This window comes from Pseudomonas sp. MF4836 (assembly GCF_002018875.1).
Lineage (GTDB): Bacteria > Pseudomonadota > Gammaproteobacteria > Pseudomonadales > Pseudomonadaceae > Aquipseudomonas.
On record NZ_MVOL01000020.1, the window covers coordinates 1 to 23,451 of the forward strand.

Genomic DNA, 23,451 nt, shown 5'->3' on the forward strand with positions numbered 1-23,451 from the left:
CCTCAAACCCCTCCCCACCCAGGTAATAGGTCAACCCCCGCTTGACCCCCAACTCAAGCTGATACTCCAGACCCAACCCATCAAGAAACCCCACACACAACTCCCGGCTGCGCTGCAACGCACGCTGCGGATCCGGCCCCAGAATCTCCAGCCCCAACTGGGTGAACTCGCGATAACGACCCGCCTGCGGCCGCTCATAGCGATAACAACGCGCCACATAGAAAAACGCCGCCTCTTCACGCCCCGCCAGCAAGGTACCAGCGGTTTCCTGGAACAGCGCCGTGGCTTCCGGAATCAGGCAGCACGGCCGCCCGGCCTTGTCGTTGAAGGCCCACATCTGGCCGATCACTTCGCTGCCACCGGCTTTCTCGATAAAGGTGTCCTGGCCCCAGAGCGCCGGAACTATGACTTCTTCAGCACCCGCTTCGATGAAGCCAGCTCCGGAAGCGTCCTTCCAGGGTGCGCAGGGCGGCGGCTTGTTGGCCGGTGATCATTCGGGTTCCACGGAGCATCGTCATTGGTTTTTCCTCGTTCTGGCTGTTTGCCAGGCAATAAAAAAGGCGCCTTGTGGGCGCCTTGGTTTTTTCATCGTTGGTCAGTGAGTCGTTGCAGCCACTGACGGTTCGATGCGCATAAGCGACCACGGCCCCCGGGAATGAGGTCCGTGATGATGGATGCGGGAATTCGGGTCAGAAAAAATCATCGCGCATCCTTGCACGGCGCACGGGGTACTGACAAGCGCTTCTCAACCCCGTTTCAGGCAGCGCTGATAGCGTTCATCGACCCGCTTGGCGAACCAGGCGGTGGTCAGTTTGCGGGTGATTTTCGGGCTCTTGAGCTCGATCCCCGGCAGCAGTTGGCGCGGCACTGGCTTGCCGGCGGCCTGGTCGGCCAGGGCAAATACGCGCTGGTAGAGCCGGGTCTTTTCAAAGTCCAGGCTGTCGCCCTGCTCCAGCTGATCGCGAATGCTCGGGTTGCGCATGTCCAGCTGTTTACCCAGGGCGCGCACCGCCAGTTCGGTGGTACCGGGCATGATCGAGTCATAGCGGATCAGGTCGCCGTCCAGGGCCAGAGCAATGCCCGACGCCCGGCTCACGGCATTCTGGAAGGCGGCGTTGCGGCTGGCGTACCAGCCGGCGTTGAAGTCGGCAAAGCGGTACAGCGGCTGCGGGTAGTTGGCCGGGTACCCCAGCAGGTGGGCAATGCCGAAGTACATCCCGCCACGCCGGCTGAAGACCTCCTGGCGAATCGAACCGTCGACCGTATAGGGGTAGTCCCGCGCCTGCTTCTCGGCAAAGGCGATGCTGACCTGCATCGGCCCGCCGGTGTGCACCGGGTTGAAGGTGCCAAACAGGGTCTTGCCCATGGGCACCATGCCGATGAAGTCGTCGAAGATCGCGCTCAACTGCTTCTCGGTGCGGGCACTGGCCAGGCGCTCGCTGTAGCTCTTGCCAGTGGGTGAGCGCACTTGCAGCGCGGCACTCACCAACAGCGCCGGCACATGCACGGTGGCCGCCCGGCGGTCGATCTCCTGGCGGGCGATCTTGCCCAGCCCCGGCACCGCAGGGTCGACCTGGAAGGTGGACTCCTGCTCGGTGACCGCCAGCACCGCACACAGGTTCTGTGTGCTGGGCTCAATGCCCTGGGCGGTGAACGCCACCTGGATATCCCGGGCCCAGCCGGCACGGTCGGCGGTCTGTGCCGGCAGCAGGCGCTCGACCCGGGCCTGGACCTGGGCGGGAGACAAGGGCACCACCTGGGGCGCGGTGCCCGAGCCGGCGCAACCGGCCAGGACCAGCAGCGCGCCGAGCAGCGCAAGGGGACGATAAACGTGCATAAGGCTCCTAACCAGGCAGTGCCCGAGAAACAGGCAGGCAAGGATATCGACTGCCCGCGCGCCCAGTGGTTCGCCAGCAGCGCCCGAAGGCGGCGTGCAACCTCGGTCGCCCTGGCCCATTTGCGATTATAGTGGCCCCCGCCCCTGCGACACTCGCCTCGCAGATTCCTCACTCCCGGCGGACCCCAGCCCCATGTTCACCCGCGAAGATTTCCAGCAACTGGCCCGGTCCTCCCTGGCCAACCCCAGGTTCGTGGCGGGCTATCGTGGCCTGCATTACAGCACCTACCCGCAATACGCATTCCAGGTGCCGGACAGCGAGCAGACCCTGCGCATCACCCGCGCGCCCAAGGCCGCCGCCGACAATGGCCTGGGCTTCTGGCTGGCCGCCGAGAGCGTGGATTTCACGCCCCAGCGCGAGCGCTATTTTGCGCCCTACCTGGCCGATGCCGCCTTTGAACCGTTGTCCGAACCGGCCCTGCTCAAGCAGATTGCCGACTGTTGCGCCGAACTGATCCAACCGCCGCCGCTGCCCCTGATCAGCGACCAAACCTTCCAGGGCGCGTTGCTGATGTATTCGCTGGACACCGACCTGCTGGTGTCGCTGTTTGCCGAATACAGCCAGGAGTACCTGCATTTTTATTGGACCAGCACCGCGTAAAACCCCGTGGCGGACTATTGTGTGTAGGTCGCGCACTGTGTAGGTTTTGCCCACCCCGCTCGACCTTTCCGACATGGAGTAGTGTGCAATGTTGACCCTGGATTTTTTCATCACCTCGCTGATTGTGGTGCTGATCCCCGGCAGTGGCGTGATCCTGACCATCTCCACCGCCCTGGTGGCCGGCAAGCGCGCCAGCCTGTACACCGCCCTGGGCTGTACCGCCGGGATCGTCCCGCATCTGCTGGCCTCGGTGCTCGGCCTCTCGGCCATCCTGCACACCAGCGCCCTGGCCTTTCAGGGCCTGAAGTTCGCCGGCGTCGCCTACCTGCTGTACCTGGCTTATGCCACCTGGCGTGATCGCTCGGCCTTTGCCGTCGACAGCTCGCTGCCCGCCAGCAGCGCCGGTGGCCTGATCCTCAAGGCCTGCCTGCTGAATATTCTCAACCCCAAGCTGACGATTTTCTTCCTGGCCTTCCTGCCGCAGTTCATCAGCCACGATGGCGCCGCACCGGCCATGCAGATGCTGACCTTGAGCGGTGTGTTCATGGCCATGACCTTTGCCGTGTTCGTGCTCTACGGCGTGCTGGCCAACCTGTTCCGCACGGCGGTGATCGAGTCGCCCAAGGTGCAGAACTGGCTGCGCCGCAGCTTTGCCGCCAGCTTTGCCGGGCTGGGGCTGAACCTGGCGTTCAGCCAGCGCTGAAACCCGCGGCCGGGGCCGCACCACCGGCATGCATTGATCCCTGACCGAGGACAAGGCCATGAACCGCAGCGACGTACTGATCATTGGCGCCGGCCCCACCGGCCTGGTACTGGCGCTGTGGCTCGCCCGGCAGGGAATCAAGGTGCGGATCCTCGACCAGAGCAGCGGCCCCGGCACCACGTCCCGGGCGCTGGCGGTACAGGCCCGGACCCTGGAGCTGTACCGCCAGCTCGACCTGACCCAGACCATCCTCGACCAAGGCCATCAAGTGCCGGCGGTCAATCTCTGGGTCCGTGGCGAACCCACTGCCCAGCTGCCGCTGGGGGCCATCGGCGCCGACCTGACACCCTACCCCTTCCTGGAAATTTTCCCCCAGGACCTGCACGAACAGCTGCTGATCGAGCGCCTGGCAAACCTGGGCGTCAGCGTGGAACGCAACACCCAATTGCTGGCCTTTGACGACCACGGCCACCTGCTCAGCGCCCGCCTGCGCGGTGCCGATGGCGTCGAGGAAACCTGCCAGGCCTATTACCTGGCCGGCTGCGACGGCGCCCACTCCACGGTGCGCAAGACCCTGGGCACGGGCTTCCCCGGCGGCACCTATGAACAAGTGTTCTACGTGGCCGACGTCGAAGCCAGCGGCCCGGCGCTGGATGGCCAGCTGCATATCGACCTCGACGAAGCGGACTTTCTCGCTGTGTTCCCCCTGGCCGACCCGGGCCACGCCCGGCTGATCGGCACCGTACGCGACGCCCGTGCGCAGCACCCGCAGGCCCTGAAGTTCGAAGACGTCAGCCAGCGCGCCCTGCACCACCTCAAGGTCGAGGTGGCGCAGGTCAACTGGTTTTCCGCTTATCGGGTGCACCACCGGGTGGCCGAACAATTTCGTCGCGGCCGGGTGTTTCTGCTCGGCGACGCGGCCCATGTGCACAGCCCGGCCGGGGGCCAGGGCATGAACACCGGGATCGGAGACGCCATCAACCTGGCCTGGAAACTCGCCGCGGTGTTGACCGGCAAGGCCACGCAAAGCCTGCTGGACACCTATGAAATCGAACGCATCGAGTTTGCCCGGCGCCTGGTGGCGACCACCGACCGGGTGTTCAGCTTCGCCACCGCCGACGGGCCGATTGCCAACCTGCTGCGCACGCGCCTGGCGCCGCTGCTGATCCCCCGGGTCGCGGCGCTGGAGTCGGCCCGCGCGCTGCTGTTTCGCACCGTGTCGCAGATCACCCTCAACTACCGGGGCATGCCCCTGAGCGTCGGCAGCAGCGGCCATGTGCATGGCGGTGATCGCCTGCCCTGGGCCCATGACGCCGACAGCGACAACTTCGCCAGCCTGGCGCTGATTGGCTGGCAAGTGCATGTGTATGGCGACACCAGCGATGAGTTGCAGGCCTGGTGCAGGGCCCATCAACTGCCCTTGCAGCAGTTTCCCTGGCACCCGGCCCACGCCACGGCGGGCCTGGCGCGCAACGGCTTTTACCTGTTGCGCCCGGACACCTACGTGGCGCTGGCCGAACGTTCGGCGGACCCCAAGGTGCTGGAGCGTTACTTTGCCGAACGCGACCTCACGCCCTGGAACAACGGCGTACCCAAGCCCTAGAAGCTGGCCTTGACCGACAACATGAAGTTGCGCGGATCGCCGTAGAAGTTGCCGAAGCCTTCGGTGCCGACGGTCCGGTAGTAGCGCTTGTCGAACAGGTTGTTGCCGTTCAGGGCCAGGGACCAGGTGTCATCGATGCGGTAACCGATGCGCCCGTTCCAGATCGCATAACCGGCCTGGGTGATATGCCTGCTGCTGGTCGGCGAGGTGCGGTAGTTGTCGCTTTGCGCATTGACCCCGGCGCCAATGGAGAACTTGTCCAGCGCCCCGTCCAGGGCATAGTCGCCCCACACCCGCAGCAGGTGGCGCGGCACATAGGAGTTGCCCGCCGAACCGTTCTTGCTGGTATCGGCGTCTTCCAGGGTCTTGGTCTGGGTGTAGGTGTAGCCGGCCAGCAGTTGCAGGCGCTCGATCACTTCACCGCTGACTTCAGCCTCAAAGCCCTGGGCCCGGACCTTGCCCGAGTTCATCGAGCAGCTGCTGTCCGGGCACGCCGGGTCGTCCTGCACCGCATCTTCCTGCAGGGTGCGGAACAGGTTGAACGCGCTGTTCAGGCGCCCGTCGAACCACTCGCCCTTAATCCCCAGTTCGTAGTTCTTGCCGATCAGCGGCTTGAGCGATGAACCGTCGAAGCTGCGGTAGCTGCCCTGAGGCGTGAAGATATCCGAGTAGCTGGCGTAGGCGGTCAGGTTGTCGTTGAGGTCATACAGCACCGCAGCAAAGGGCGTGACCTGGCCGGTTTCCTTGGACTTGGCGTTGATCGGCGTGCGCGTGTCCATCCAGTAACTGAGGGAGTCATTCTCCGAGCTGTACCAGCTGACGCGACTGCCGACCACCAGGGTCAGGGGGTCGGCCAGCTTCAGGCGCAAGGTCGAATAAGCGCCGTATTGCTGGATATGGATATCCACCGGGCCGCCCCGCGTGGAGTGGGTGTCGTAGTAGCTGTCGTCGGGCTCGGGGATGTGTTTATCCGGGTTGAACACATTCTGGCGCTGGGGCAATGCCGCCACCGCGTAGAAATCGTCCTTGCGCGAACGACTGGCATTGGTCCCGACAATCAGTTCGTGCTCCTGGCCAAAGGCCTGGAATTTGCCATCGACGTAGGCATCGAAGCCGTAGTCGACCTGATCGTAGTCATAGATGCTGCCCAGCATCAGGGTGTTGCTGCTGGTGCTGCCCACCGGCACCGCGCCACTCGGGAAGGCGTACGCGATGTCCTGGGTGTTCTTGCTGTAGACCCCGGCCACCTTGAGCGCCCAGTTGTCATCGAACTGGTGCTTGAGATCGCCGAAGTAGGTGATTTTCTTGCTGCGCGAGTTGTTCCAGGCGGTGTTGAGGCAGGTGGAACGGCTGAGCTTCAGGTCGCTGCCGTCGCTGTAGCGTGGCAGGCCGCCCCAGCATGGGGTGGAATCCACATCTTCATACGCCAGGCCCAGGCCCAGGGTGGTGTCGGGGCTGAGGTCGAAGTCCAGGGCGCCGTAGTACACCTGATCGCGGCGCTCGGCATTGTCGTAGAAATACTGCCGGCTCTGCTGGGCCACCACGGCCCGGCCACGAATGGTGCCGGATTCATTCAACGGGCCACCCGTATCGACCTGGCCCCGGTAGTTGTCCCAGGAGCCGGCCGACATCGTCAGCTCGGTGTGGGGGGTGGCCTGGCCGCGCTTGCGCACAAAGTTCACCGAACCTGCGGTGCCGCCCGCGCCCTTGAGCATCCCGGCGGCGCCGCGCAACACTTCGACCCGGTCATAAAAAGCCATGTCGCTGTTGAAGCTGTCGGCCTGCACGTAGCTGCTGCCCATGTCCAGCGGCACGCCGTCGAACTGGTACTGGCCGGTCATGCGAAAGCCCCGGGAGTAGAAGTATCTGCCGCCCATGGGTGAGTCGTAGAGAGTGATGCCGGGGGTCTTTTCCATCACCTGATCGATGGTGTCGAGGTGCTGGTCATCCATCATCTTGCGCGTGATGACCGTCACCGACTGCGGGGTTTCCTTCAGCGAATGGGCACCCTTGCTGATGGTCACCGCACCGGTGGTGTAGGAGCCCGAGCCTTCGGTGGTGGCGTTCAGGGCCTGGGCCTGGACGCTGGTCACCCCCAACTCGAGGGCCGAGCCGGCATTGGGCGCGGCGCGCAGCACGTAGCTGCCGTTGCTCTGCGGTTCGGCCTGCAGGCCGCTGCCGGAGAGGATCCGGGCAAAGCCTTCGTCGACCCCGTAATCACCCTTGAGCCCCGCCGAACGCCGCCCTTCGGTCTGCTGCGCATCGAAGGAAATCGCCGCCCCGGCGGCACTGGCAAAACGGCTCAGGACCTCGGTCAGGTTGCCCGCGGCGATATCGAAACTGCGCACCGCGCCCTGCTGGACGGGGCTTTCGGCCATGGCCAGCGGCAGCGTGAGCGCCGAGTACAACGCAACCATTCCCCACAACCCTGCCTTCACCGCAATCGACAGCCCCGCCGGCTTCGGCTTGTGAACTTCAGACATGCTTTCCCTTCCCCAATGACAAAAATGAATCCACTGGGGGATAAGCCGAACCAGGGGCAAAAAAACTGCAAAGGCTAATGAGAATTTTTCAAAAAAACTGCTCAGGCCCCGGAAACCGTGACCCAGTAAGGCGTGTAGCGATTGATCGTGAGGGAGAAACCGCTCTGCAACGCCGCCAGCGCCAGGTCGGTGTTATCGATGGGAAAGGCCCCGGAGATTTTCAGGTCGGCGATGCGCGAATCGCAGCGCACGACACCGCGCCGGTAACGCGACAGGTCGGCCAGCAACTCGCCCAACGGCCGATTGATGGCAATGATGCTGCCCTGGCGCCAGGCGCCCAGGGTGACGTCATTGAGCGCCACCGTGCCCAGGCCCTGAGCGTTCAACTGCAGGTGCCGGCCGGCGTCCAGGCGCAGGGGCGCACCGGCACCGCTCGGGCTGACCTGCAGTGCCTGGTCCATGGCTGCCACCTGGTCCCCCTCGGCCGACGAGCGCACCAGGAACCGCGCGCCCGAGGCCAGAACCTGGCCGTAGCGGGTGTCGACCCGCAACGGTCGCTGCAAGGGATCGACCACGCTGTTGACCAGGATCTCGCCCCAGAGCAATTCCAGCACCCGCTGCTGGCCATCGAAACGCACATTGACCGACGTGTCGGTGTTGAGCAGCAGCGAACTGCCGTCCGCCAGGCGCACTTCGCGGCGTTCGCCGACCTCGGTGCGGTAGTCGGCCAGCAGGTTCTGCGCGGTTTCGCTGCGCCAGCCGAGGGCGCCCAGGGAACCGGCCGCAGCCACCAGCACCAGCCCGCGCAGGACCTCGCGCCGCGAATGGCTGGCACCGCGCAGGGTCGGCGCGGCCAGGCGCCCCGGCACAGCGGCCATCTGCTCGCCGACCTGCTGCATGCGCGTCCACGCCTCGCGGTGCAGCAGGTCGGCAGCCAGCCACTGGTGCCAGGCCTGTTGTTCCTGTTCGGTCTGGCTGCCGGACCTGAGCCGCGCGTACCAGCGCGCAGCGGCGCTGATGGCTTGCAGTTCGGCAGCTGATAGTTGCGGGCCGGACAGGCTCATGGGCACTGCATCCGGATCTGCATCAGGCAGCAATGCTCCATGGCCTTGGCCATGTAGTTGTTCACCGAACGCTCGGAGATCCCCAGGCGCTCGGCAATCTGCGGGTAGGTCAAGCCGTCGAACTGCGACAGGATGAACGCCTGGCGCACCTTGCTGCCCAGGCCTTCGAGCATGCGGTCGATGTCCAGCAGCGCCTGCAACAGGATCGCCTGCTCTTCCGGCGATGGGTACTCGGCCTCGGGCACATTGGCCAGGGCCTCCAGGTAGGACTGCTCCAGGGAGCGGCGGCGAAACAGGTCGATCAGCAGGCCCTTGGCGACCCGCGACAGATAGGGCCGCGGCTCGCGGATTTCCATGGCATTGCGCGCCGTGATCACCCGTACGAACGTGTCCTGGACCAGGTCCGCGGCATCGCAGGCATTGCCCAGGCGCTGGCGCAACCAGCCGTGCAACCAGCTCTGGTGCTCGGAGTAGAGGGTGTTGACGGCGCTGCGAAGGGACAAGTCGTCGGCGGGCATGACACAGAAAATTCACGTTTGATAATGAATCGCATTGTCATGTAGCACTCAGGGCTTGGCAATAGCCATCAACCGGGTTTGTTCAATCGCGATGGGCTCATGACCGATCGACCGATCTCGGTAAGGGAGGTGGACCGTGACGCGGGCCCTCTATCGACTTTTTGCAATCACACCCGTCATGTATTGATTCAAATCGCGAAAATCCTGAACTTTCCACGAGAACGGCGCCAGCTTTACACCGTTCTCTTGCAAGGTCTTTGGAATCAGGTTGCCGTTGGGGCGAAGGATTACCGACGACACGATAACCCCCGGATAATCATTCAGACGCTTCTTGAACGCGGACGTCGTGAGGTCGGGTGTAGGAGGATTGCTTTTATTGGCCAGTGGCCCTGTGGCCTTGATATCGGCTCCGTGGCACATGGCGCATCTCTGCAGATAGAGCGTCTTCCCATTGGCAATATCCGCGACGGAAAGTGATGTTTGAAGCAGCGATAACACCCCTAGCGAAGCGATGAACAATCTTCTTATTTTCATGTGCCACATGTCCTTATGGTGTCAATCAGCTCTGACTCCAGGGCTACCCCGACAGCGCCACTGCAACCCTCGATGTTCTCGATGATGCTCAAACCGAGAGGGCTGATTGGCAATGGGCCGCGCCCCACAAACCTGACTTCAATACGTTGATTTAGTTGAACAAACACTAATCACGGTGATTAGAAGCGCGCCATTCTCCTTTGGCGCGTACTGGCTTGCAAGGAGCGCCCTGAGGGACTTGTGAGCCCTCAGGGATCAGCCCGGGTTTGCCGCCAATGCCTCAGCCCTGCCGGAAACGGTGCCGTGGGCACCCGGGCACCAAGTGGTCGATGGCGAACAGGTCCCCGGACTCGGGGTAGCGCGCCAGTTCCTCGGCGCTCATGGCGAAGCGGGCACTGGTGATAAACAGGGTGCTCAGGCCCGGCCCGCCGAAACAGCAACTGGTGGGACGTGGCACTGGCATCGCCAGCTCCCGGGTCAATTCGCCGTGACGGTCGTAGTGCAACAGACAGCCGCCGTTGAACTGGCAGACCCAGATCCCGCCTTCACGGTCGATGGCCAGGCCGTCGGGGCGGCCCAGGTGCGCCGGGGTTTCGGCAAAGACCGAGACCGGCCCCAGCCCGCCCTCGCCCGCCGCGTAAGGCGCCTGGTAGATTCGCCGCGCCACCGAATCGACAAAAAACAGCTGCCGGCCGTCTTCGGACCAGACCAGCCCGTTGGGCAGGCCCAGGGGCTGGTGCAGCAGGCTGGCGCCGAGCTGACGGTCGTAGCGCAGCAGTTTGCCGCTGTCCGGGCTGTGGCCCTCGTCCATCAGCCCTGTGACAAATCGCCCCTGCGGGTCGCAGGCGCCGTCGTTGAAGCGCCAGGAGGCCGGCCCGGCCAACGCCGCCGAGCGCTGAACAGGTGCCAGGCTCCGGCTATCGAGAATCGCCACGGCAGTGTCTTCGGTGAAGATCAGGTTTCCACTGTCTGTCAGGGCCAGGGCGCCAATCCGTGCCGCACTGCGGTACAGGGTGGCGAGTGTGCCCCCGGCATCCAGGCGATGGATGCGACCGCCGGAGATATCGACAAAGTACAGAATCTGCCGCTGCTCATCCCAGACCGGGCTTTCGCCAAGGTCGGCCTGGGCCTTGGCCACCCGGCGCACCCTCAAAGGCTCAGGCATGCCGTGTCTCCTTGATGCTGGCCCACAACCGGGCGACGTCGGCGGCGCTGGCGGCGTGCACCCGGGCCAGGTCCAGCGGGTAGTCGACGCCGGGATTTTCCTCGAAGCGGGTGGCGCTGAACTGGCCGTTGCTGGCCCGCAGGATATAGCCGCTGTCGTGGCAATCGGCGCTGGCCAGGTAGATGACACCCGGCGCCACCGCTTCGGGCGTGAGGTCCGGCGGCTGGCCGGAGATACCCCACATGCGGGTCTTGGCCACCGGCGACACGGCGTTGACCAAAATCCCGTGCGCGGCGCCCTCCATGCTCAACGCGTTCATGATCCCCAGTTGCGCCATCTTGCCGGCGGCATAGGCCACCAGTCCGGCCTGGGCGTAACGCTGGTACATGGCCCGGTCCGAAGTGGTCAGCACCACCCGTGGCGCCGGCGATTGCCGCAGGTGCGGCCAGGCATGCTTGCAGAGCCAGATCGGCGCCTGGATATTCACCGCCACGGCCCGCTCGATAAACCCGGTGTCCACGCTTTCGATGGGCTGGTAACCGACCCAGCCGGCGTTGTGAATCAGAATGTCCAGGCCGCCAAAGGCGTCCAGGGCACGCGCGATCAACTGCTGGCAACCCGCCTCCTCGGCCAGACTGCTGCTGTCGCCCAGTACCGACAAACCGTCGGCTTGCAGGCTGCGTGCGGCCTCCTGGACCACGTCGGCATCGCTGCCGACTCCGCTGCGATCAGTGCCAGGATCATTGATCAGCACCTGGGCGCCCCGTTCGGCCAGCGCCCGTGCATACACCAGGCCCAAGCCGCGGCCAGCGCCAGTAACGATGGCGGTCCTACCTTTGAAATTCATGCTGGAGTCCTCCTTTTTTTCCAGCCTAACAACAATGAAATCAAGGGTTTAATACTTAATACAGGCGCTTTTGAGACGTTCCAGGTATCAGCCACAACGCCGCGCGGCGACCCGATGGCAGGGGCCCATGGTCAGGACCGGGCGAGAAAGTTATTCTGCCGCCACTCGCGCCCGAACCGGTGGCGCTCCACCAAGGATGGACACGGCGAATGAGATTCGCGATCGGCCTGTTTTTCTGCTGTGCGCTCGGCACCGCCCTGAATGCCCACGCGGCAGAAACCGTCAACGACATCACTCAGCTCAACCCCATCGTGGTCGACCAGGTGGCCCGGCCCACGACCCTGGAGCAGATCGCGCAACTGGTGGCCACCCACCCCGGGCCCATCGCCATCGGTGGCGGGCGCTACAGCATGGGCGGCCAGACCGCCACCGAGCATGCGTTGCAGATCGATATGCGCGGTTTCAACCGGGTGCTGGATTTTTCCAAAGAGCGCAAGGAGATCACGGTCCAGCCGGGGATCACCTGGCGGGCCCTGCAAGACGTTATCGACCCCCATGACCTGTCCATCAGCATCATGCAGAGCTACGCCAACTTCACCGTTGGCGGCGCCCTGAGCGTCAACGCCCACGGGCGTTACGTCGGTTATGGCCCGCTGGTGACCTCGGTCAAGGCCATCAAGCTGGTGCTGGCCGACGGTCAGGTGGTCGAGGCCAGCCCGCAGCACAACGCCGATCTGTTCTACGGCGCCATCGGCGGCTACGGCGGCCTGGGGGTGATAGTCGAAGCCACCCTGCGCCTGAGCGATAACGTGCGCCTGTTGCGCAGCGTCGAAGAAATGCCCCTGAGCGACTACCGGCCCTTTTTCGTCAAACAGATCGAGCACGATCCCAAGGTCATCCTGCACAACGCCGTGCTCTACCCCGACCAGTATCAGACCCTGCGCGCCGTGTCCTACCGCCAGACCGAGCTGCCGCTCACCGTCGCCGAACGCCTGACACCCCTGGACCGCAACTACTGGAAAGAACAGAAAGCCTTGAAGGTCGTGAGCCAGTGGCCCATGGGCAAGACCCTGCGCCAGGATGTGATCGACCCGCTGGTGTTGAAGAAGCCGCAAGTGAGCTGGCGCAACCACGAAGCCAGCCTCGACGTGCGCGAACTGGAACCCGACTCCCGGGCCAAGCGCACGTATGTGCTGCAGGAATATTTCGTGCCCCCGGCGCAGCTGGAGAGCTTTATCCAGGAGATGGGCGCCACCCTGCGCGCGCACCAGGTCAACGTGATCAACCTGTCGATCCGCCACGCCAAGGCAGATCCCGGCACCCTGCTGGCCTGGGCCAAGACCGACGTCTTCGCGCTCGTGCTGTATTACCAGCAGAGCACCGCGCCGGCAGCGCGGGATGACGTGCGGGAATGGACCCGGGCCCTGGTGGACAGCGCGATCGAGCGTGGCGGCAGCTATTACCTGCCCTACCAGATCCACGCCACGCCGGCGCAGTTTCGCGCGGCCTATCCACGGGCGCCCGAGTTTTTTGCGCTCAAGGCACGGGTCGATCCAGGGAATAAATTTCGCAATAAATTGTGGGATGCGTATGGGGTCGGAGGTTAAACCCGGGCCCACGCACACTGCCCGTTCATGCTATGGATTGCCGCCCATTCGCCGCTTGCCCGGAGACCCCCTCGAATGATCGAAACCCGCCTGCTCAGGCAGTTTATCGCCGTGGCCCAGGAGCTGAATTTTCACCGCGCGGCGATCCGCCTGCACATGGCCCAGCCGCCCCTGAGCCAGGCAATCAACCGCCTGGAAGACAAACTCGGCTTCAGCCTGTTCACCCGGGACAAGCGCGAAGTGCGGCTGACCGTGGCCGGCGCGGACTTTCTCGCCACCGCCCACGCCACCCTCCAGACCCTGGAGCACGGCGTCGAACAGGCACGCAAAGTGGCCAAGGGCATGGCCGGCAGCTTGACGGTCACCGCCATTTCCATCGCCGGCTACCCGTTTTTGCTGCACAGCCTCAAGGCCTTTCGCCAGGCCTACCCGCAGGTGCAGTTGATCATCCGCGAGATGCCGTCCGCCGAGCAGGCCAAGGCGCTGCTGACCGGCGACAGCGACATCGCCTTTATGCGCCAGTTGCCGCTGCCGGGCGGTCATCTGGCGTCACGGCTGATTCTCGATGAACCCGTGCTGCTGGCCCTGCCCCGCGATCACGCGCTGGCCACGCACAGCGAGGTGCAGTTGCAGGACTGTGCCACCGAGGATTTTGTGTTTACCCCGCAAGTGCTGGGCAGCGGGTACCACGCACAGTTGATTGCCTTGTGCGAAAGCGCCGGTTTCTACCCGCGCATCGTGCAGGAGGCGGCGCAGATCCAGACCCTGCTGGGCCTGGTGGCCTGCGGTTTCGGTGTGGCCCTGGTGCCGCAATCGTTCGCCGCCAGCGGCCTCAGGGATGAGCTGGTGTTGCGCCCGCTGGCCCCGGTCAGCCATTCGCCGAACCCGGGCATCGGCCTGTACATGAACTGGAACCGGCTGCCGGCATCGATCCCGCTGGAGAACCTGCAGGCGCTGCTGGAGCAGCACCTGCCGCCGGTTGCGGCCTGATCCGGGTCAGATCCCGTCGCGGGCCAGGTCCATGGCGAAGTAGGTGAAAATCAGGTCGGCGCCGGCACGCTTGATCGAACCCAGGCTTTCACGCACCACCCGCTGCTCGTCGATGGCACCGGCCAGGGCGCCGAATTTGATCATCGCGTACTCGCCACTGACCTGATACGCGGTCAGCGGCAGGCGCGACACTTCGCGGATATCGCGAATGATGTCGAGGTAGGCCCCCGCCGGCTTGACCATCAGCGAATCAGCACCTTCCTGCTCGTCGAGCAACGACTCGCGCACCGCTTCGCGGCGATTCATCGGGTTCATCTGGTAGCTCTTGCGGTCACCCTTGAGCGCGCTGCCGCCGGCTTCACGGAACGGGCCGTAGAGCGCCGAGGCGAACTTGGTCGAGTAGGCCATGATCGCCACGTGGCTGAAGCCGGCCTGATCCAGGGCCCGGCGAATGGCCTGGACCTGACCGTCCATGGCCGCCGACGGCGCGATCACGTCGGCGCCGGCTCGGGCCGCGGCCACGGCCTGCTTGCCCAGGTTGATCAGGGTCTGGTCATTGTCCACTTCATGGCCGTGCACCACGCCGCAATGGCCGTGGTCGGTGTATTCGCAGAAGCAGGTGTCGGACATCACGATCATTTCCGGCACGGCGTCCTTGGCGATACGCGACATGCGCGACACCAGGCCGTTGTCATTCCAGGTGTCGCTGCCGGTGCTGTCCAGGTGGTGGGACACGCCAAAGGTCATCACCGACTTGATCCCGGCCCGGGCGTAGCGCTCGATTTCGCCCGCCAGCTTGGACTCGGGGATGCGCATCACCCCCGGCATGCTCTTGATCGGCACGAAGTCGTCGATTTCTTCCTCGACGAAAATCGGCAGCACCAGGTCGTTGAGGGTGAACTCGGTTTCCTGGAACAGGCTGCGCATTTGCTCGGTGCGACGCAGGCGACGTGGACGGGCTTCGGGGAACTGGCTGGACATGGGATTTCCTAACGGCAGGCCAAGTGTAAACAGGACCAAAGTCTAAAAAGGGGCAAAGCTTATGCCTTGAATGCCAAGGGCACAAACACCGCTTTGCCAAGAGTATTTTTCCGCTTTCGTAACAATGGAATTGTTGACTAGTATTGGCCTCCCCCCCGTGACAGGAGTCACTCCGATGTTCGATATCCAGAACTACGGCAGTTTTATTGCCGCCATCGTGATTTTCCAGATGATTCCTGGCGCCGGCACCCTGACCATTCTCAATGCCACGGCGCGCAATGGCGTCAACGCGGGGATCGGCGCGGCGATGGGCACCCTGCTCGGGGACATCATCTATATGGTCGCCGCCGTCGCCGGGCTGGCCGCGCTGATGCAGGCCAACCCGATGTTGTTCCAGGGCCTGCAATGGTTCGGCGCGGCCTACCTGTGCTGGATGGGCGTGCAGTTGCTGCGCACCCCGATTAAGGCGGAAGACTCGGGGCTCGAGCCCAAAACCTCGGGCTGGGTCTATTTCCGCACCGGGCTGGCCGTGGCCATGACCAACCCGAAAGTGATTCTGTTTTTCGTGGCGTTTTTCCCGCTGTTCATTCGTCCGGACGGCTCCAGCATGACCCTGCTGGTGATGATGCTGCACATCACCGCCATCAGCCTGGTGTATCAGGTCGGCCTGGTGCTCCTGGGCAACGCCGCGGCGATCCGCCTCAAGGCCCTGCCCATGGCGCGGCGCATCGCGACCCGGGTTGCCGGCCTGGCGCTGATCGGTTTTGGCATCAAGCTGGCGACCAACAACCGCTGATGACCCTGGCCCCCGGTGCGCCGGGGGCCGGGTGTTGGCTCACAGGTCGAGGCGGCCCTGGATGCAGGTCACGACCGCGCCACCGATCCAGATTTCCTCGCCCCGCTGCTGCACGTGAATCCTGCCCGCCCGGCCCATGCTCAGGCCCTGGCTCACCACGTAGCTCGACGGCGCCAGGCCAGCACCCAGCAGCCATTGGGCGATTCCGGCATTGAGGCTGCCGGTGGCCGGGTCTTCGGGCATGCCGTCCCCGGCGATAAAGGCCCGCACTTCAAACTGCGCATCGGTATCGTCGCGCTGCGGGTCGCATGGGGCGATAACGCCTACGGCCAGGCCTTGCAGCTGCGGGTAATCGGGCTGCAACTCCAGCACTTGCTGGCGTTCGGCGAGCATCAGCGCCATCCAGCCGGCGCCGTTATCGACCCATTGCGCCTCGACAATCGCCCCCGGCGCCAACCCCAGGCCACGCCGCGCCTGCTCCAGCAACTCGGGCTCGACCGCACCCGAGCGCAACAGTGGCGGCGCGAGAAAAGCCAGGTCCGCGCCCTGGCGCCGAATGCGCACCAGGCCGACCTCGCACTCCTGAATCACCTCCTCGCCCTGGGGCACGCCACCGGCTTGCAACCAGGCATGGCAACTGCCCAGGGTCGGATGACCGGCGAAGGGCAACTCTTCCAGGGTGGTGAAAATCCGCAGCCGATAGTCGGCCCGCGGGTGCCGGGGCTTGAGCACAAAGGTGGTTTCGCTGAGGTTGGTCCAGCGGGCGAAGGCCGCCATGCGTTCATCACTCAACTCATCGGCCCCCAGCACCACCGCCAGCGGATTGCCCTTGAGCGGTTGGGTACTGAACACATCCACTTGCCTGAAATCGAATTGGCGCATTGCCGGCCCCGGGTTGAATTAGCACGCTGAAGAAGGGTTATCGGATAGCGCTGTAGCCGCCAGGCTCGGACCGCGTTCGGGCGCTGGCCCGAGCCTTCGGCAGCGGCTACAGGTTTACACCGGCTTGGGGATTTCCAGCCCGCGGATCACGGCGGGCCGGGCCAGGAAGCGGTCCAGCACCCGTTGCACGTTGGGGAAGTCCTTGAAACCCACCAGATCGCCAGCCTCATAGAAGCCGATCAGGTTGCGCACCCACGGGAAGACCGCGATATCGGCGATGGTGTAGCGCTCGCCCATGATCCAGTCACGGCCGGTCAGGCGCCCTTCGAGCACGCCCAGCAGGCGCTTGGATTCAGCCACGTAACGGTCGCGCGGACGCTTGTCCTCGTAGTCCTTGCCGGCAAATTTATTGAAGAAGCCAAGCTGGCCGAACATCGGGCCGATGCCGCCCATCTGCCACATCAGCCACTGGATCGTCTCGTAGCGCGCGGCCGATTCCTGGGCCAGCAATTGCCCGCTCTTATCGGCCAGGTAAATCAGGATCGCCCCCGATTCGAACAAGGCCAGCGGCTGGTCGCCCGGGCCGTGGGGGTCGAGAATCGCCGGGATCTTATTGTTGGGGTTCAACGACAGGAACTCGGCGGACAACTGATCGTTGGTGTCGAAACCGACGCGGTGCGGCTCGTAGGGCAAGCCGATTTCCTCGAGCATGATCGAGACCTTGACCCCGTTGGGCGTGGGCAAGGAGTACAGCTGTATCCAGTCAGCAAACTGCGCGGGCCACTTCTGGGTGATGGGAAAGGCTGAGAGATCAGTCATGACAGGTTTCCAGTGACGGTCAGGGGGGCTGTGCCGCAGGCGCTAGAGCGGCGGCGGATCGATTATAAGCGTCACGCGGCGAGACGCATTCTTAAATCGGCAACATCCTGTGGTTAAGCTCGCTCACACCCTGGGGCCAAGGCGCATACAGTGCCATCAGCCTGCCAGGATCGAACCAAAAGCCGTGCAGGGACTCAGACAACTACCTTCGGGTGGATGCATCGCTTATGACAGGGAAAACCACAGGCCACCGCCAGGGTGCCGTGCAAAGGTTTGTCAGCCTCAATCGAATGCGCTGAAGAACACCTATTCAATGACCAAGCTGCTGAACCTCGCCAAACGCCTTAAACATCGCGGTTACATCGTGCTCCCGGCCCTGTTGCTCGTCAGCGGCCTGCTGCTGTCGCTGGAGTCCGGCGAGAGCCGCGCCCAGCCGGCCGACGGTACCCAGACCCTGGTGTTCCTGCGCCACGCGGAAAAACCCGCCGGCGGTCTCGGCCAGCTCAATTGCCAGGGCCTGAACCGCGCCATTGACCTGGCCTCGCTGCTGCCCGAAAAATTCGGCAAGGCCGACTACGTGTTCGCCGCCAACCCGACGCGCAATGTCGAAGAAGGCGAGTTCGATAATTCCTACAGCTACATCCGTCCGCTTATGACCATCAGCCCCAGCGCAATCAAGCTCGGCCTGCCGGTGAACATCGAGTTTTCGGCCAACGACACCAGTGCCCTGGCCGATGAGCTGCTCGAAGACCGCTACCACAACTCGATTATCTACACCGCCTGGTCCCACGGGTACCTGCCGGAACTGATCAACAAGGTGGCCCAGGAAGCCGTCGGCGATAAGCGCACCATCACCGACGATTGGGCTTCCAACGATTTCGACACCCTGTATGTGCTGACCCTGACCTGGCACAACGGCAAGGCCACCCTGCTCAGCCGCAACTACAAGCAAGGCCTGGACAACGGCCAGGAAAGTTGCCCGAGCTGACCCCTAGGCCGGAACCTGGGTGCCCTGATGGAAGATCATCTGCCAGCGCCCCTGGTCAAAGCGCCAGATCGAACTGCGGCGGGAATCGAGTGCCGGCTGCCCGGCGGTCTCGGCGCGACGACAGCGATAGGTCGCCAGCACCAGCACGTCCGACAGACGCTTGACCGAAAAATCACTGATGCTGCGCTCGACGAACTCATCCCCGGGCAGGCGTTGCAGCACTTCGGAACGGTGCCAGGTGCCACCGCTGGCGCCGAACTCAAAAAAGTCCTCGGCCAACAGTGCCCGCAACTTTTCGCGGTCGGCGCGGACCTCGGCCTGCAGCAGGCGGTTTTCCAGATCGAGCAATTGTTGATGCAGACTCATGGGGGTTCTCCTCCTTGGATAATCGACAGGCCAGGCCTCCTGGCCACGTCATCGATGCCGCGGCATCACGCACTCAGGCGTGTTGCAGCCCGTAGGCTGAAATAAACGGCGCCCGATCATTAACCGGTGGCGCCCCCCCTGTCCAGCCTCTTGCCGCGCCGCTGACAACCCGGCCAGCACGGTACGCCGTGCCAAAGGAGCAAAAGCCCGCAGCTTTGGTTAGTCTTGCCCGGCGCCACGCGGCGACCCCAGCGAACGAACCGAGGCCCTGCATGAAATTCACCACCATCTCCATTGCCCGCAAGCTCAAATTCTACCAACTGCTGGTGTTCGACCAGGTGCTGCAAAGCGGCTCGCTGGTACGCGCGGCCCAGGCGCTGAACCTGACCCAGCCGGCGGTGACCAAGATCATCCACGAGCTGGAATCCTATTTCGACGCACCGCTGCTGGTACGCAGCAACCGCGGGGTCACGGCCACCGAGCTCGGCGAACTGGTGGTACTGCGGGCCAAGTCGCTGCTGGCCGAACTGCGCTCGCTAACCGACGAGGTCAACGCCTTTCAGGAAGGCACCGCGGGCCAGGTCATGGTCGGCACGCTGATTTCCGCCTCGACCTCGCTGCTGCCCAAGGCCATTCGCCTGCTCAAGCAACGGGCGCCCGGGGTCCTGGTGTCGTTGCGCGTAGGGCAGATGGACCAGTTGTTCCCGGCGCTCGCGGTGGGCGAAGTGGACCTGGTGGTGGGCCGGGTTCCGGACGACTGGAGCTGGCGCAACCAGTCGCCGAGCCTGGACGTCGAGGTGCTGTACGGCGAGGAGTTGAGTGTGGTCGCTGGGGCCGCGCACCCGCTGCATGGCAAGGGCGCCATCAGCCTGCACGACCTGCACGCCTACCCCTGGGTGCTGCCGACCCGGGACTCGCTGCTGCGCCGCACGTCCGACCAGATGTTCGCCGCCGCCGGGCTGTCGACGCCGGACAATGTTGCAGAGTCGCTGTCGATCCTGACCAACCTCAGCCTGATGCAGGACCAGCGCACCGTGGCCCTGATGCCCTATGAGGCGACCCTGCAGTTTGTCGCGGCCGGCATGCTCAAGGCCTTTGATCTGGGGGCTCCGATGCAGTTCGGCGATATCGGCTGTTTCTTCTCCAATGCCCGCAACCTGGGCCCGGCCGCGCGCCTGTTCCGCGAATGCCTGTACCTGGCCGCCCGCGAAGAATCGGACCCACAACAGGCCTCCCTCGAGACCTGAACCTATGTATTCCAATCACTAATAGACAACCCGGAGTATTTGATTATTAACTAATACTTGGCCTGCCTACACTCGCTCCGAAACCCAAGTTCCGGAGGTTCGCGTGTCCACTGCCCTGCCCCTGTTGCGCCATTTTATCGCCGGCGAATTTGTCGCCAGCGCCAAGACCTTTGCCAACATCTCGCCCATCGACGGCCGCCAGCTGAGTCAGGTCTGCGAGGCCGACGCCCATCAGGTCGACCAGGCCGTGGCCGCCGCCCGCGCTGCCCAGGCAGGCCCCTGGGCCGCTTACAGCAGCAGCCAGCGCGCCGACATGCTGCTGCGCATCGCCCAGGGCATCGAGCAGCGTTTCGAAGAGTTCGTGGCCGCCGAAGTCGCCGACACCGGGCGCCCGGTGCATCAGGCGCGAACCCTGGACATCGCCCGCGCCGTGCACAACTTCCGCACCTTCGCCGAGCTGCTGCGCCAGTCCGGCGGCGAGTACTTCGAGATGCGCGCCGCCGATGGCAACGAGGTGTTCAGCTACACCGTGCGCAAACCCCATGGCGTGGTGGCGATCATCTCGCCGTGGAACCTGCCGCTGTTGCTGCTGACCTGGAAAGTCGCCCCGGCCCTGGCCTGCGGCAACTCGGTGGTGGTCAAGCCGTCGGAAGACTCGCCCTCCAGCGCCACCCTGCTGGCCGAGGTCATGCGCGATGCCGGCCTGCCCAGCGGCGTATTCAACCTGGTGCACGGCTTCGGCCCGCAGTCCACGGGCGAGTTCCTGACCCGCAACCCGGACGTCGACGCCATTACCTTCACCGGCGAGACCCGCACCGGTTCGACCATCATGAAAGCCGCCGCCGAAGGGGTCCGTGAAGTGTCCTTCGAACTGGGGGGCAAGAACGCAGCGGTGGTGTTTGCCGACTGCGATTTCGACGCCGCCGTGGCCGGGGTCTTGCGCTCAAGCTTCAGCAACTCGGGCCAGGTCTGCCTGTGCTCGGAACGGGTGTACGTCGAACGGCCGATCTACGAGCGGTTTGTCGCGGCCATGGCGGCCGGGGCCGAGGCACTGAAGATCGGCTACCCGGATGAAGACGGGGTCAACATGGGCTCGCTGATCTCCCACAAGCACAGGGACAAGGTCCTCGGCTATTTCCAACTGGCCCGGGATGAAGGCGCGACCCAGGTCACCGGGGGCGGCGTGCCGCACTTTGGCGATGCCCGGGACAACGGCGCCTACGTGCAGCCGACCATCTGGACCGGGCTCGGCGACGACGCGCGCTGCATGCGCGAAGAGGTGTTCGGCCCTGTGTGCCATATCGCCCCGTTCGACAGCGAGGACGAAGTGGTGCGCCGGGTCAACGATTGCGCCTACGGCCTGGCCACTGCCCTGTGGACCCGCGACCTGAAGCGCGCGCACCAGGTGTCGCGGCGTTTTCACGTGGGCATGGTGTGGGTCAATACCTGGTTCCTGCGCGACCTGCGCACCCCGTTCGGCGGTGCGCGGCTGTCGGGCCTGGGTCGCGAAGGCGGCCACCATTCCCTGGATTTCTACTCCGCGATCACCACCATTTGCGTCAACCCTTGAGCGGGAGCTTCCCCATGCATGCAGCACTTCTTCAAGCCGCCGAGCGCCTGCACCAGGCCCAACTCACCGGCCAGCCCTGCGCCCCGCTGCGCGAGCTGATCGCCAGCGCCCAGGCCGACCTGCCGCAACAGGCCGCCATCGACCTGGCCTATGCCGTGCAACGCCATAACAACCAACGAGCGATCGCGGACGGACGGCGCCCGGTGGGGCACAAGATCGGCCTCACCTCGCGCGTCGTGCAGCAACAACTGGGGGTGGAGCAACCGGACTTCGGCCAGCTGTTCGCCGACATGGCCCGGGGCGATGGCCAGCCCATCGCCTGGACCGACACCCTGCAACCCAAGGTCGAGGCGGAAATCGCCCTGATCCTGGAGCACGACCTGACCCATGAGCGGCACACCGTGGCCGACCTGATCCGCGCCACCGCCTTTGCCCTGCCGGCTATCGAAATCGTCGGCAGCCGCATCGCCAACTGGGACATCCGCCTGCTCGACACCATCGCCGACAACGCCTCCTCCGGCCTGTTCGTGCTCGGCAGCCGCCCGGTGCCACTGGCGACCCTGGACCTGGTGCGCTGCGGCATGCACATGACCCTGCGCGGCGAGCCGGTCTCGGTCGGCGCCGGCGCGGCCTGCATGGACAACCCGCTGAACGCCGCCCTGTGGCTGGCCGACACCCAGGTGCGCCTCGGTCAGCCCCTGCGTGCCGGCGACGTGCTGCTTACCGGGGCCCTGGGGCCGATGGTCGTGGCCCGGCCCGGCGACAGCTTTACCGCGCATATCCAGGGCCTGGGCAGCGTCACCGCCGCCTTCGCCGCCGCGCACTGAACAAGGACTGGCACATGCAACCGAAAATAAAAGCCGCCATCATCGGCTCGGGCAATATCGGCAGCGACCTGATGCTGAAGATTCTGCGCCAGGCCCGGCACCTGGAGATCAGCGTGATGGTCGGCATCGACCCCGCTTCCGACGGCCTTGAACGCGCGCGCCGGCTGGGCGTGGCCACCACCCATGAAGGGGTCGAGGGCCTGCAGCGGATGCCGCAGTTCGCCGAGATCCAGATCGTGTTCGATGCCACCTCGGCCACCGCCCACGTGCGCAACGACGCCCTGCTGCGCCAGGCCCGGCCGGGCATCCGCCTGATCGACCTGACCCCGGCGGCCATCGGCCCGTATTGCGTGCCGGTGGTCAACCTGGAACACAACCTCGACCAGCTCAACGTCAACCTGATCACCTGCGGCGGCCAGGCGACCATTCCCATGGTCGCTGCGGTGTCACGGGTAGCGACCGTGCATTACGCGGAAATCATCGCCTCGATCGCCAGCAAATCCGCCGGTCCCGGGACCCGGGCCAATATCGACGAGTTCACCGAAACCACGGCCAAGGCCATCGAAGTCATCGGCGGCGCAGCCAGGGGCAAGGCGATCATCGTCATGAACCCGGCCGAGCCGCCGCTGATGATGCGCGACACGGTGTACGTGCTGTCGGCCGCCGCCGATCCGCAGCGGGTCGCCGCCTCGATCGAAGAGATGGCCGCGGCGGTCCAGGCCTATGTGCCCGGCTATCGCCTCAAGCAGCAGGTGCAGTTCGACCCGATCAGCGCCGACGCGCCGTTGTACCTGCCCGGGATCGGACGCTTCAGCGGCCTCAAGACCTCGATCTTTCTAGAAGTCGAAGGCGCCGCCCACTACCTGCCTGCCTACGCCGGCAACCTCGACATCATGACCTGCGCCGCGTTGGCCACCGCCGAACGCATGGCCCAGTCCATGAGCCACTGCCGCTGAGGAACCG

General features: G+C 64.7%; 23 protein-coding genes. 11 read left to right on the forward strand and 12 right to left on the reverse strand.

Annotated features, from left to right (window positions below):
* Together MF4836_RS31565 and MF4836_RS31570 are read right to left on the reverse strand one after the other, a co-directional pair.
* Window positions 1-430 (reverse strand): ATP phosphoribosyltransferase regulatory subunit (locus tag MF4836_RS31565; RefSeq protein WP_078473732.1); only part of this gene is annotated, 430 nt, incomplete at its 3' end.
* 315 nt (window positions 431-745) lie between these two features.
* Window positions 746-1,837 carry a DUF1615 domain-containing protein gene (locus MF4836_RS31570; RefSeq protein ID WP_078473634.1) on the reverse strand — a complete coding sequence of 364 codons (1,092 nt, stop codon included), beginning with the start codon at window positions 1,835-1,837 and terminating at the stop codon, window positions 746-748.
* Window positions 1,838-2,030: 193 nt separating this feature from the next.
* Here MF4836_RS31570 and MF4836_RS31575 point away from each other — a divergent pair, with 193 nt between their 5' ends.
* The 3 genes from MF4836_RS31575 (at window position 2,031) to MF4836_RS31585 (ending at window position 4,804) form a co-directional block, all read left to right on the forward strand.
* Window positions 2,031-2,498, forward strand: coding sequence for a hypothetical protein (locus MF4836_RS31575; RefSeq protein ID WP_078473635.1), 468 nt, complete (start codon window positions 2,031-2,033; stop codon window positions 2,496-2,498).
* Window positions 2,499-2,586: 88 nt separating this feature from the next.
* A complete protein-coding gene (locus MF4836_RS31580; protein ID WP_020296883.1) occupies window positions 2,587-3,201 on the forward strand; it encodes a LysE family translocator in 615 nt (204 codons plus the stop codon).
* 58 nt (window positions 3,202-3,259) lie between these two features.
* Window positions 3,260-4,804, forward strand: coding sequence for an FAD-dependent oxidoreductase (locus MF4836_RS31585; RefSeq protein WP_078473636.1), 1,545 nt, complete (start codon window positions 3,260-3,262; stop codon window positions 4,802-4,804).
* Here the strand turns inward: MF4836_RS31585 and MF4836_RS31590 are convergent.
* From MF4836_RS31590 to MF4836_RS31615, 6 genes are all read right to left on the reverse strand, one after another.
* On the reverse strand, window positions 4,801-7,287 hold the full coding sequence (locus MF4836_RS31590) for a TonB-dependent siderophore receptor (RefSeq protein WP_078473637.1): 2,487 nt from the start codon (window positions 7,285-7,287) through the stop codon (window positions 4,801-4,803). The two genes, MF4836_RS31585 and MF4836_RS31590, sit on opposite strands and share 4 nt — an antisense overlap.
* Window positions 7,288-7,388: 101 nt before the next feature.
* Window positions 7,389-8,351 (reverse strand): FecR domain-containing protein, encoded by a 963-nt coding sequence (locus tag MF4836_RS31595; protein WP_078473638.1) that lies wholly within the window; start codon window positions 8,349-8,351, stop codon window positions 7,389-7,391.
* The gene (locus MF4836_RS31600; RefSeq protein WP_078473639.1) at window positions 8,348-8,869 is read right to left on the reverse strand and encodes a sigma-70 family RNA polymerase sigma factor; all 522 of its coding nucleotides are present in this window, start codon (window positions 8,867-8,869) and stop codon (window positions 8,348-8,350) included. Before MF4836_RS31600 ends, MF4836_RS31595 begins: the two co-directional genes overlap by 4 nt.
* Window positions 8,870-9,019: 150 nt before the next feature.
* Window positions 9,020-9,403, reverse strand: a complete 384-nt coding sequence (locus MF4836_RS31605) for a c-type cytochrome (RefSeq protein ID WP_078473640.1) — start codon at window positions 9,401-9,403, stop codon at window positions 9,020-9,022.
* Window positions 9,404-9,683: 280 nt separating this feature from the next.
* Entirely contained in the window at window positions 9,684-10,568 is an 885-nt protein-coding gene (locus tag MF4836_RS31610; protein WP_078473641.1) for an SMP-30/gluconolactonase/LRE family protein, read from the reverse strand.
* Window positions 10,561-11,415: an SDR family NAD(P)-dependent oxidoreductase gene (locus MF4836_RS31615; RefSeq protein WP_078473642.1), complete on the reverse strand. Its 855-nt coding sequence runs from the start codon at window positions 11,413-11,415 to the stop codon at window positions 10,561-10,563. Before MF4836_RS31615 ends, MF4836_RS31610 begins: the two co-directional genes overlap by 8 nt.
* A 209-nt stretch (window positions 11,416-11,624) precedes the next feature.
* Here MF4836_RS31615 and MF4836_RS31620 point away from each other — a divergent pair, with 209 nt between their 5' ends.
* Window positions 11,625-13,022, forward strand: coding sequence for an FAD-binding oxidoreductase (locus MF4836_RS31620; protein WP_078473643.1), 1,398 nt, complete (start codon window positions 11,625-11,627; stop codon window positions 13,020-13,022).
* A 75-nt stretch (window positions 13,023-13,097) separates the two neighbouring features.
* The gene (locus MF4836_RS31625; protein ID WP_078473644.1) at window positions 13,098-14,012 is read left to right on the forward strand and encodes a LysR family transcriptional regulator; all 915 of its coding nucleotides are present in this window, start codon (window positions 13,098-13,100) and stop codon (window positions 14,010-14,012) included.
* 6 nt (window positions 14,013-14,018) lie between these two features.
* Here MF4836_RS31625 and hemB read toward each other — a convergent pair whose 3' ends face one another.
* A complete protein-coding gene (gene hemB, locus MF4836_RS31630; RefSeq protein ID WP_020297054.1) occupies window positions 14,019-14,993 on the reverse strand; it encodes a porphobilinogen synthase in 975 nt (324 codons plus the stop codon).
* 175 nt (window positions 14,994-15,168) lie between these two features.
* Here hemB and MF4836_RS31635 point away from each other — a divergent pair, with 175 nt between their 5' ends.
* The gene (locus tag MF4836_RS31635; RefSeq protein WP_078473645.1) at window positions 15,169-15,789 is read left to right on the forward strand and encodes a LysE family translocator; all 621 of its coding nucleotides are present in this window, start codon (window positions 15,169-15,171) and stop codon (window positions 15,787-15,789) included.
* A 39-nt stretch (window positions 15,790-15,828) separates the two neighbouring features.
* Here the strand turns inward: MF4836_RS31635 and MF4836_RS31640 are convergent, their stop codons facing one another.
* Both MF4836_RS31640 and MF4836_RS31645 read right to left on the reverse strand, forming a co-directional pair.
* Complete coding sequence (locus MF4836_RS31640) at window positions 15,829-16,671, reverse strand: PhzF family phenazine biosynthesis protein (RefSeq protein ID WP_078473646.1); 843 nt, start codon at window positions 16,669-16,671, stop codon at window positions 15,829-15,831.
* Between the two features lie 114 nt (window positions 16,672-16,785).
* Window positions 16,786-17,490: a glutathione binding-like protein gene (locus tag MF4836_RS31645; protein ID WP_078473647.1), complete on the reverse strand. Its 705-nt coding sequence runs from the start codon at window positions 17,488-17,490 to the stop codon at window positions 16,786-16,788.
* Between the two features lie 313 nt (window positions 17,491-17,803).
* Here MF4836_RS31645 and MF4836_RS31650 point away from each other — a divergent pair, with 313 nt between their 5' ends.
* Entirely contained in the window at window positions 17,804-18,478 is a 675-nt protein-coding gene (locus tag MF4836_RS31650) for a histidine phosphatase family protein (protein ID WP_078473648.1), read from the forward strand.
* Window positions 18,479-18,481: 3 nt separating this feature from the next.
* Here MF4836_RS31650 and MF4836_RS31655 read toward each other — a convergent pair whose 3' ends face one another.
* On the reverse strand, window positions 18,482-18,844 hold the full coding sequence (locus tag MF4836_RS31655) for a nuclear transport factor 2 family protein (protein WP_078473649.1): 363 nt from the start codon (window positions 18,842-18,844) through the stop codon (window positions 18,482-18,484).
* A gap of 272 nt (window positions 18,845-19,116) precedes the next feature.
* Here MF4836_RS31655 and MF4836_RS31660 point away from each other — a divergent pair, with 272 nt between their 5' ends.
* From MF4836_RS31660 to MF4836_RS31675, 4 genes are all read left to right on the forward strand, one after another.
* A complete protein-coding gene (locus MF4836_RS31660; protein ID WP_078473650.1) occupies window positions 19,117-20,091 on the forward strand; it encodes a LysR substrate-binding domain-containing protein in 975 nt (324 codons plus the stop codon).
* 103 nt (window positions 20,092-20,194) lie between these two features.
* Window positions 20,195-21,661 carry a 2-hydroxymuconic semialdehyde dehydrogenase gene (locus MF4836_RS31665; RefSeq protein WP_078473651.1) on the forward strand — a complete coding sequence of 489 codons (1,467 nt, stop codon included), beginning with the start codon at window positions 20,195-20,197 and terminating at the stop codon, window positions 21,659-21,661.
* A 14-nt stretch (window positions 21,662-21,675) separates the two neighbouring features.
* On the forward strand, window positions 21,676-22,488 hold the full coding sequence (locus MF4836_RS31670; RefSeq protein ID WP_078473652.1) for a 2-keto-4-pentenoate hydratase: 813 nt from the start codon (window positions 21,676-21,678) through the stop codon (window positions 22,486-22,488).
* Window positions 22,489-22,502: 14 nt separating this feature from the next.
* Window positions 22,503-23,444, forward strand: a complete 942-nt coding sequence (locus MF4836_RS31675; protein WP_078473653.1) for an acetaldehyde dehydrogenase (acetylating) — start codon at window positions 22,503-22,505, stop codon at window positions 23,442-23,444.
* The last annotated feature ends 7 nt before the right edge of the window (window positions 23,445-23,451 follow it).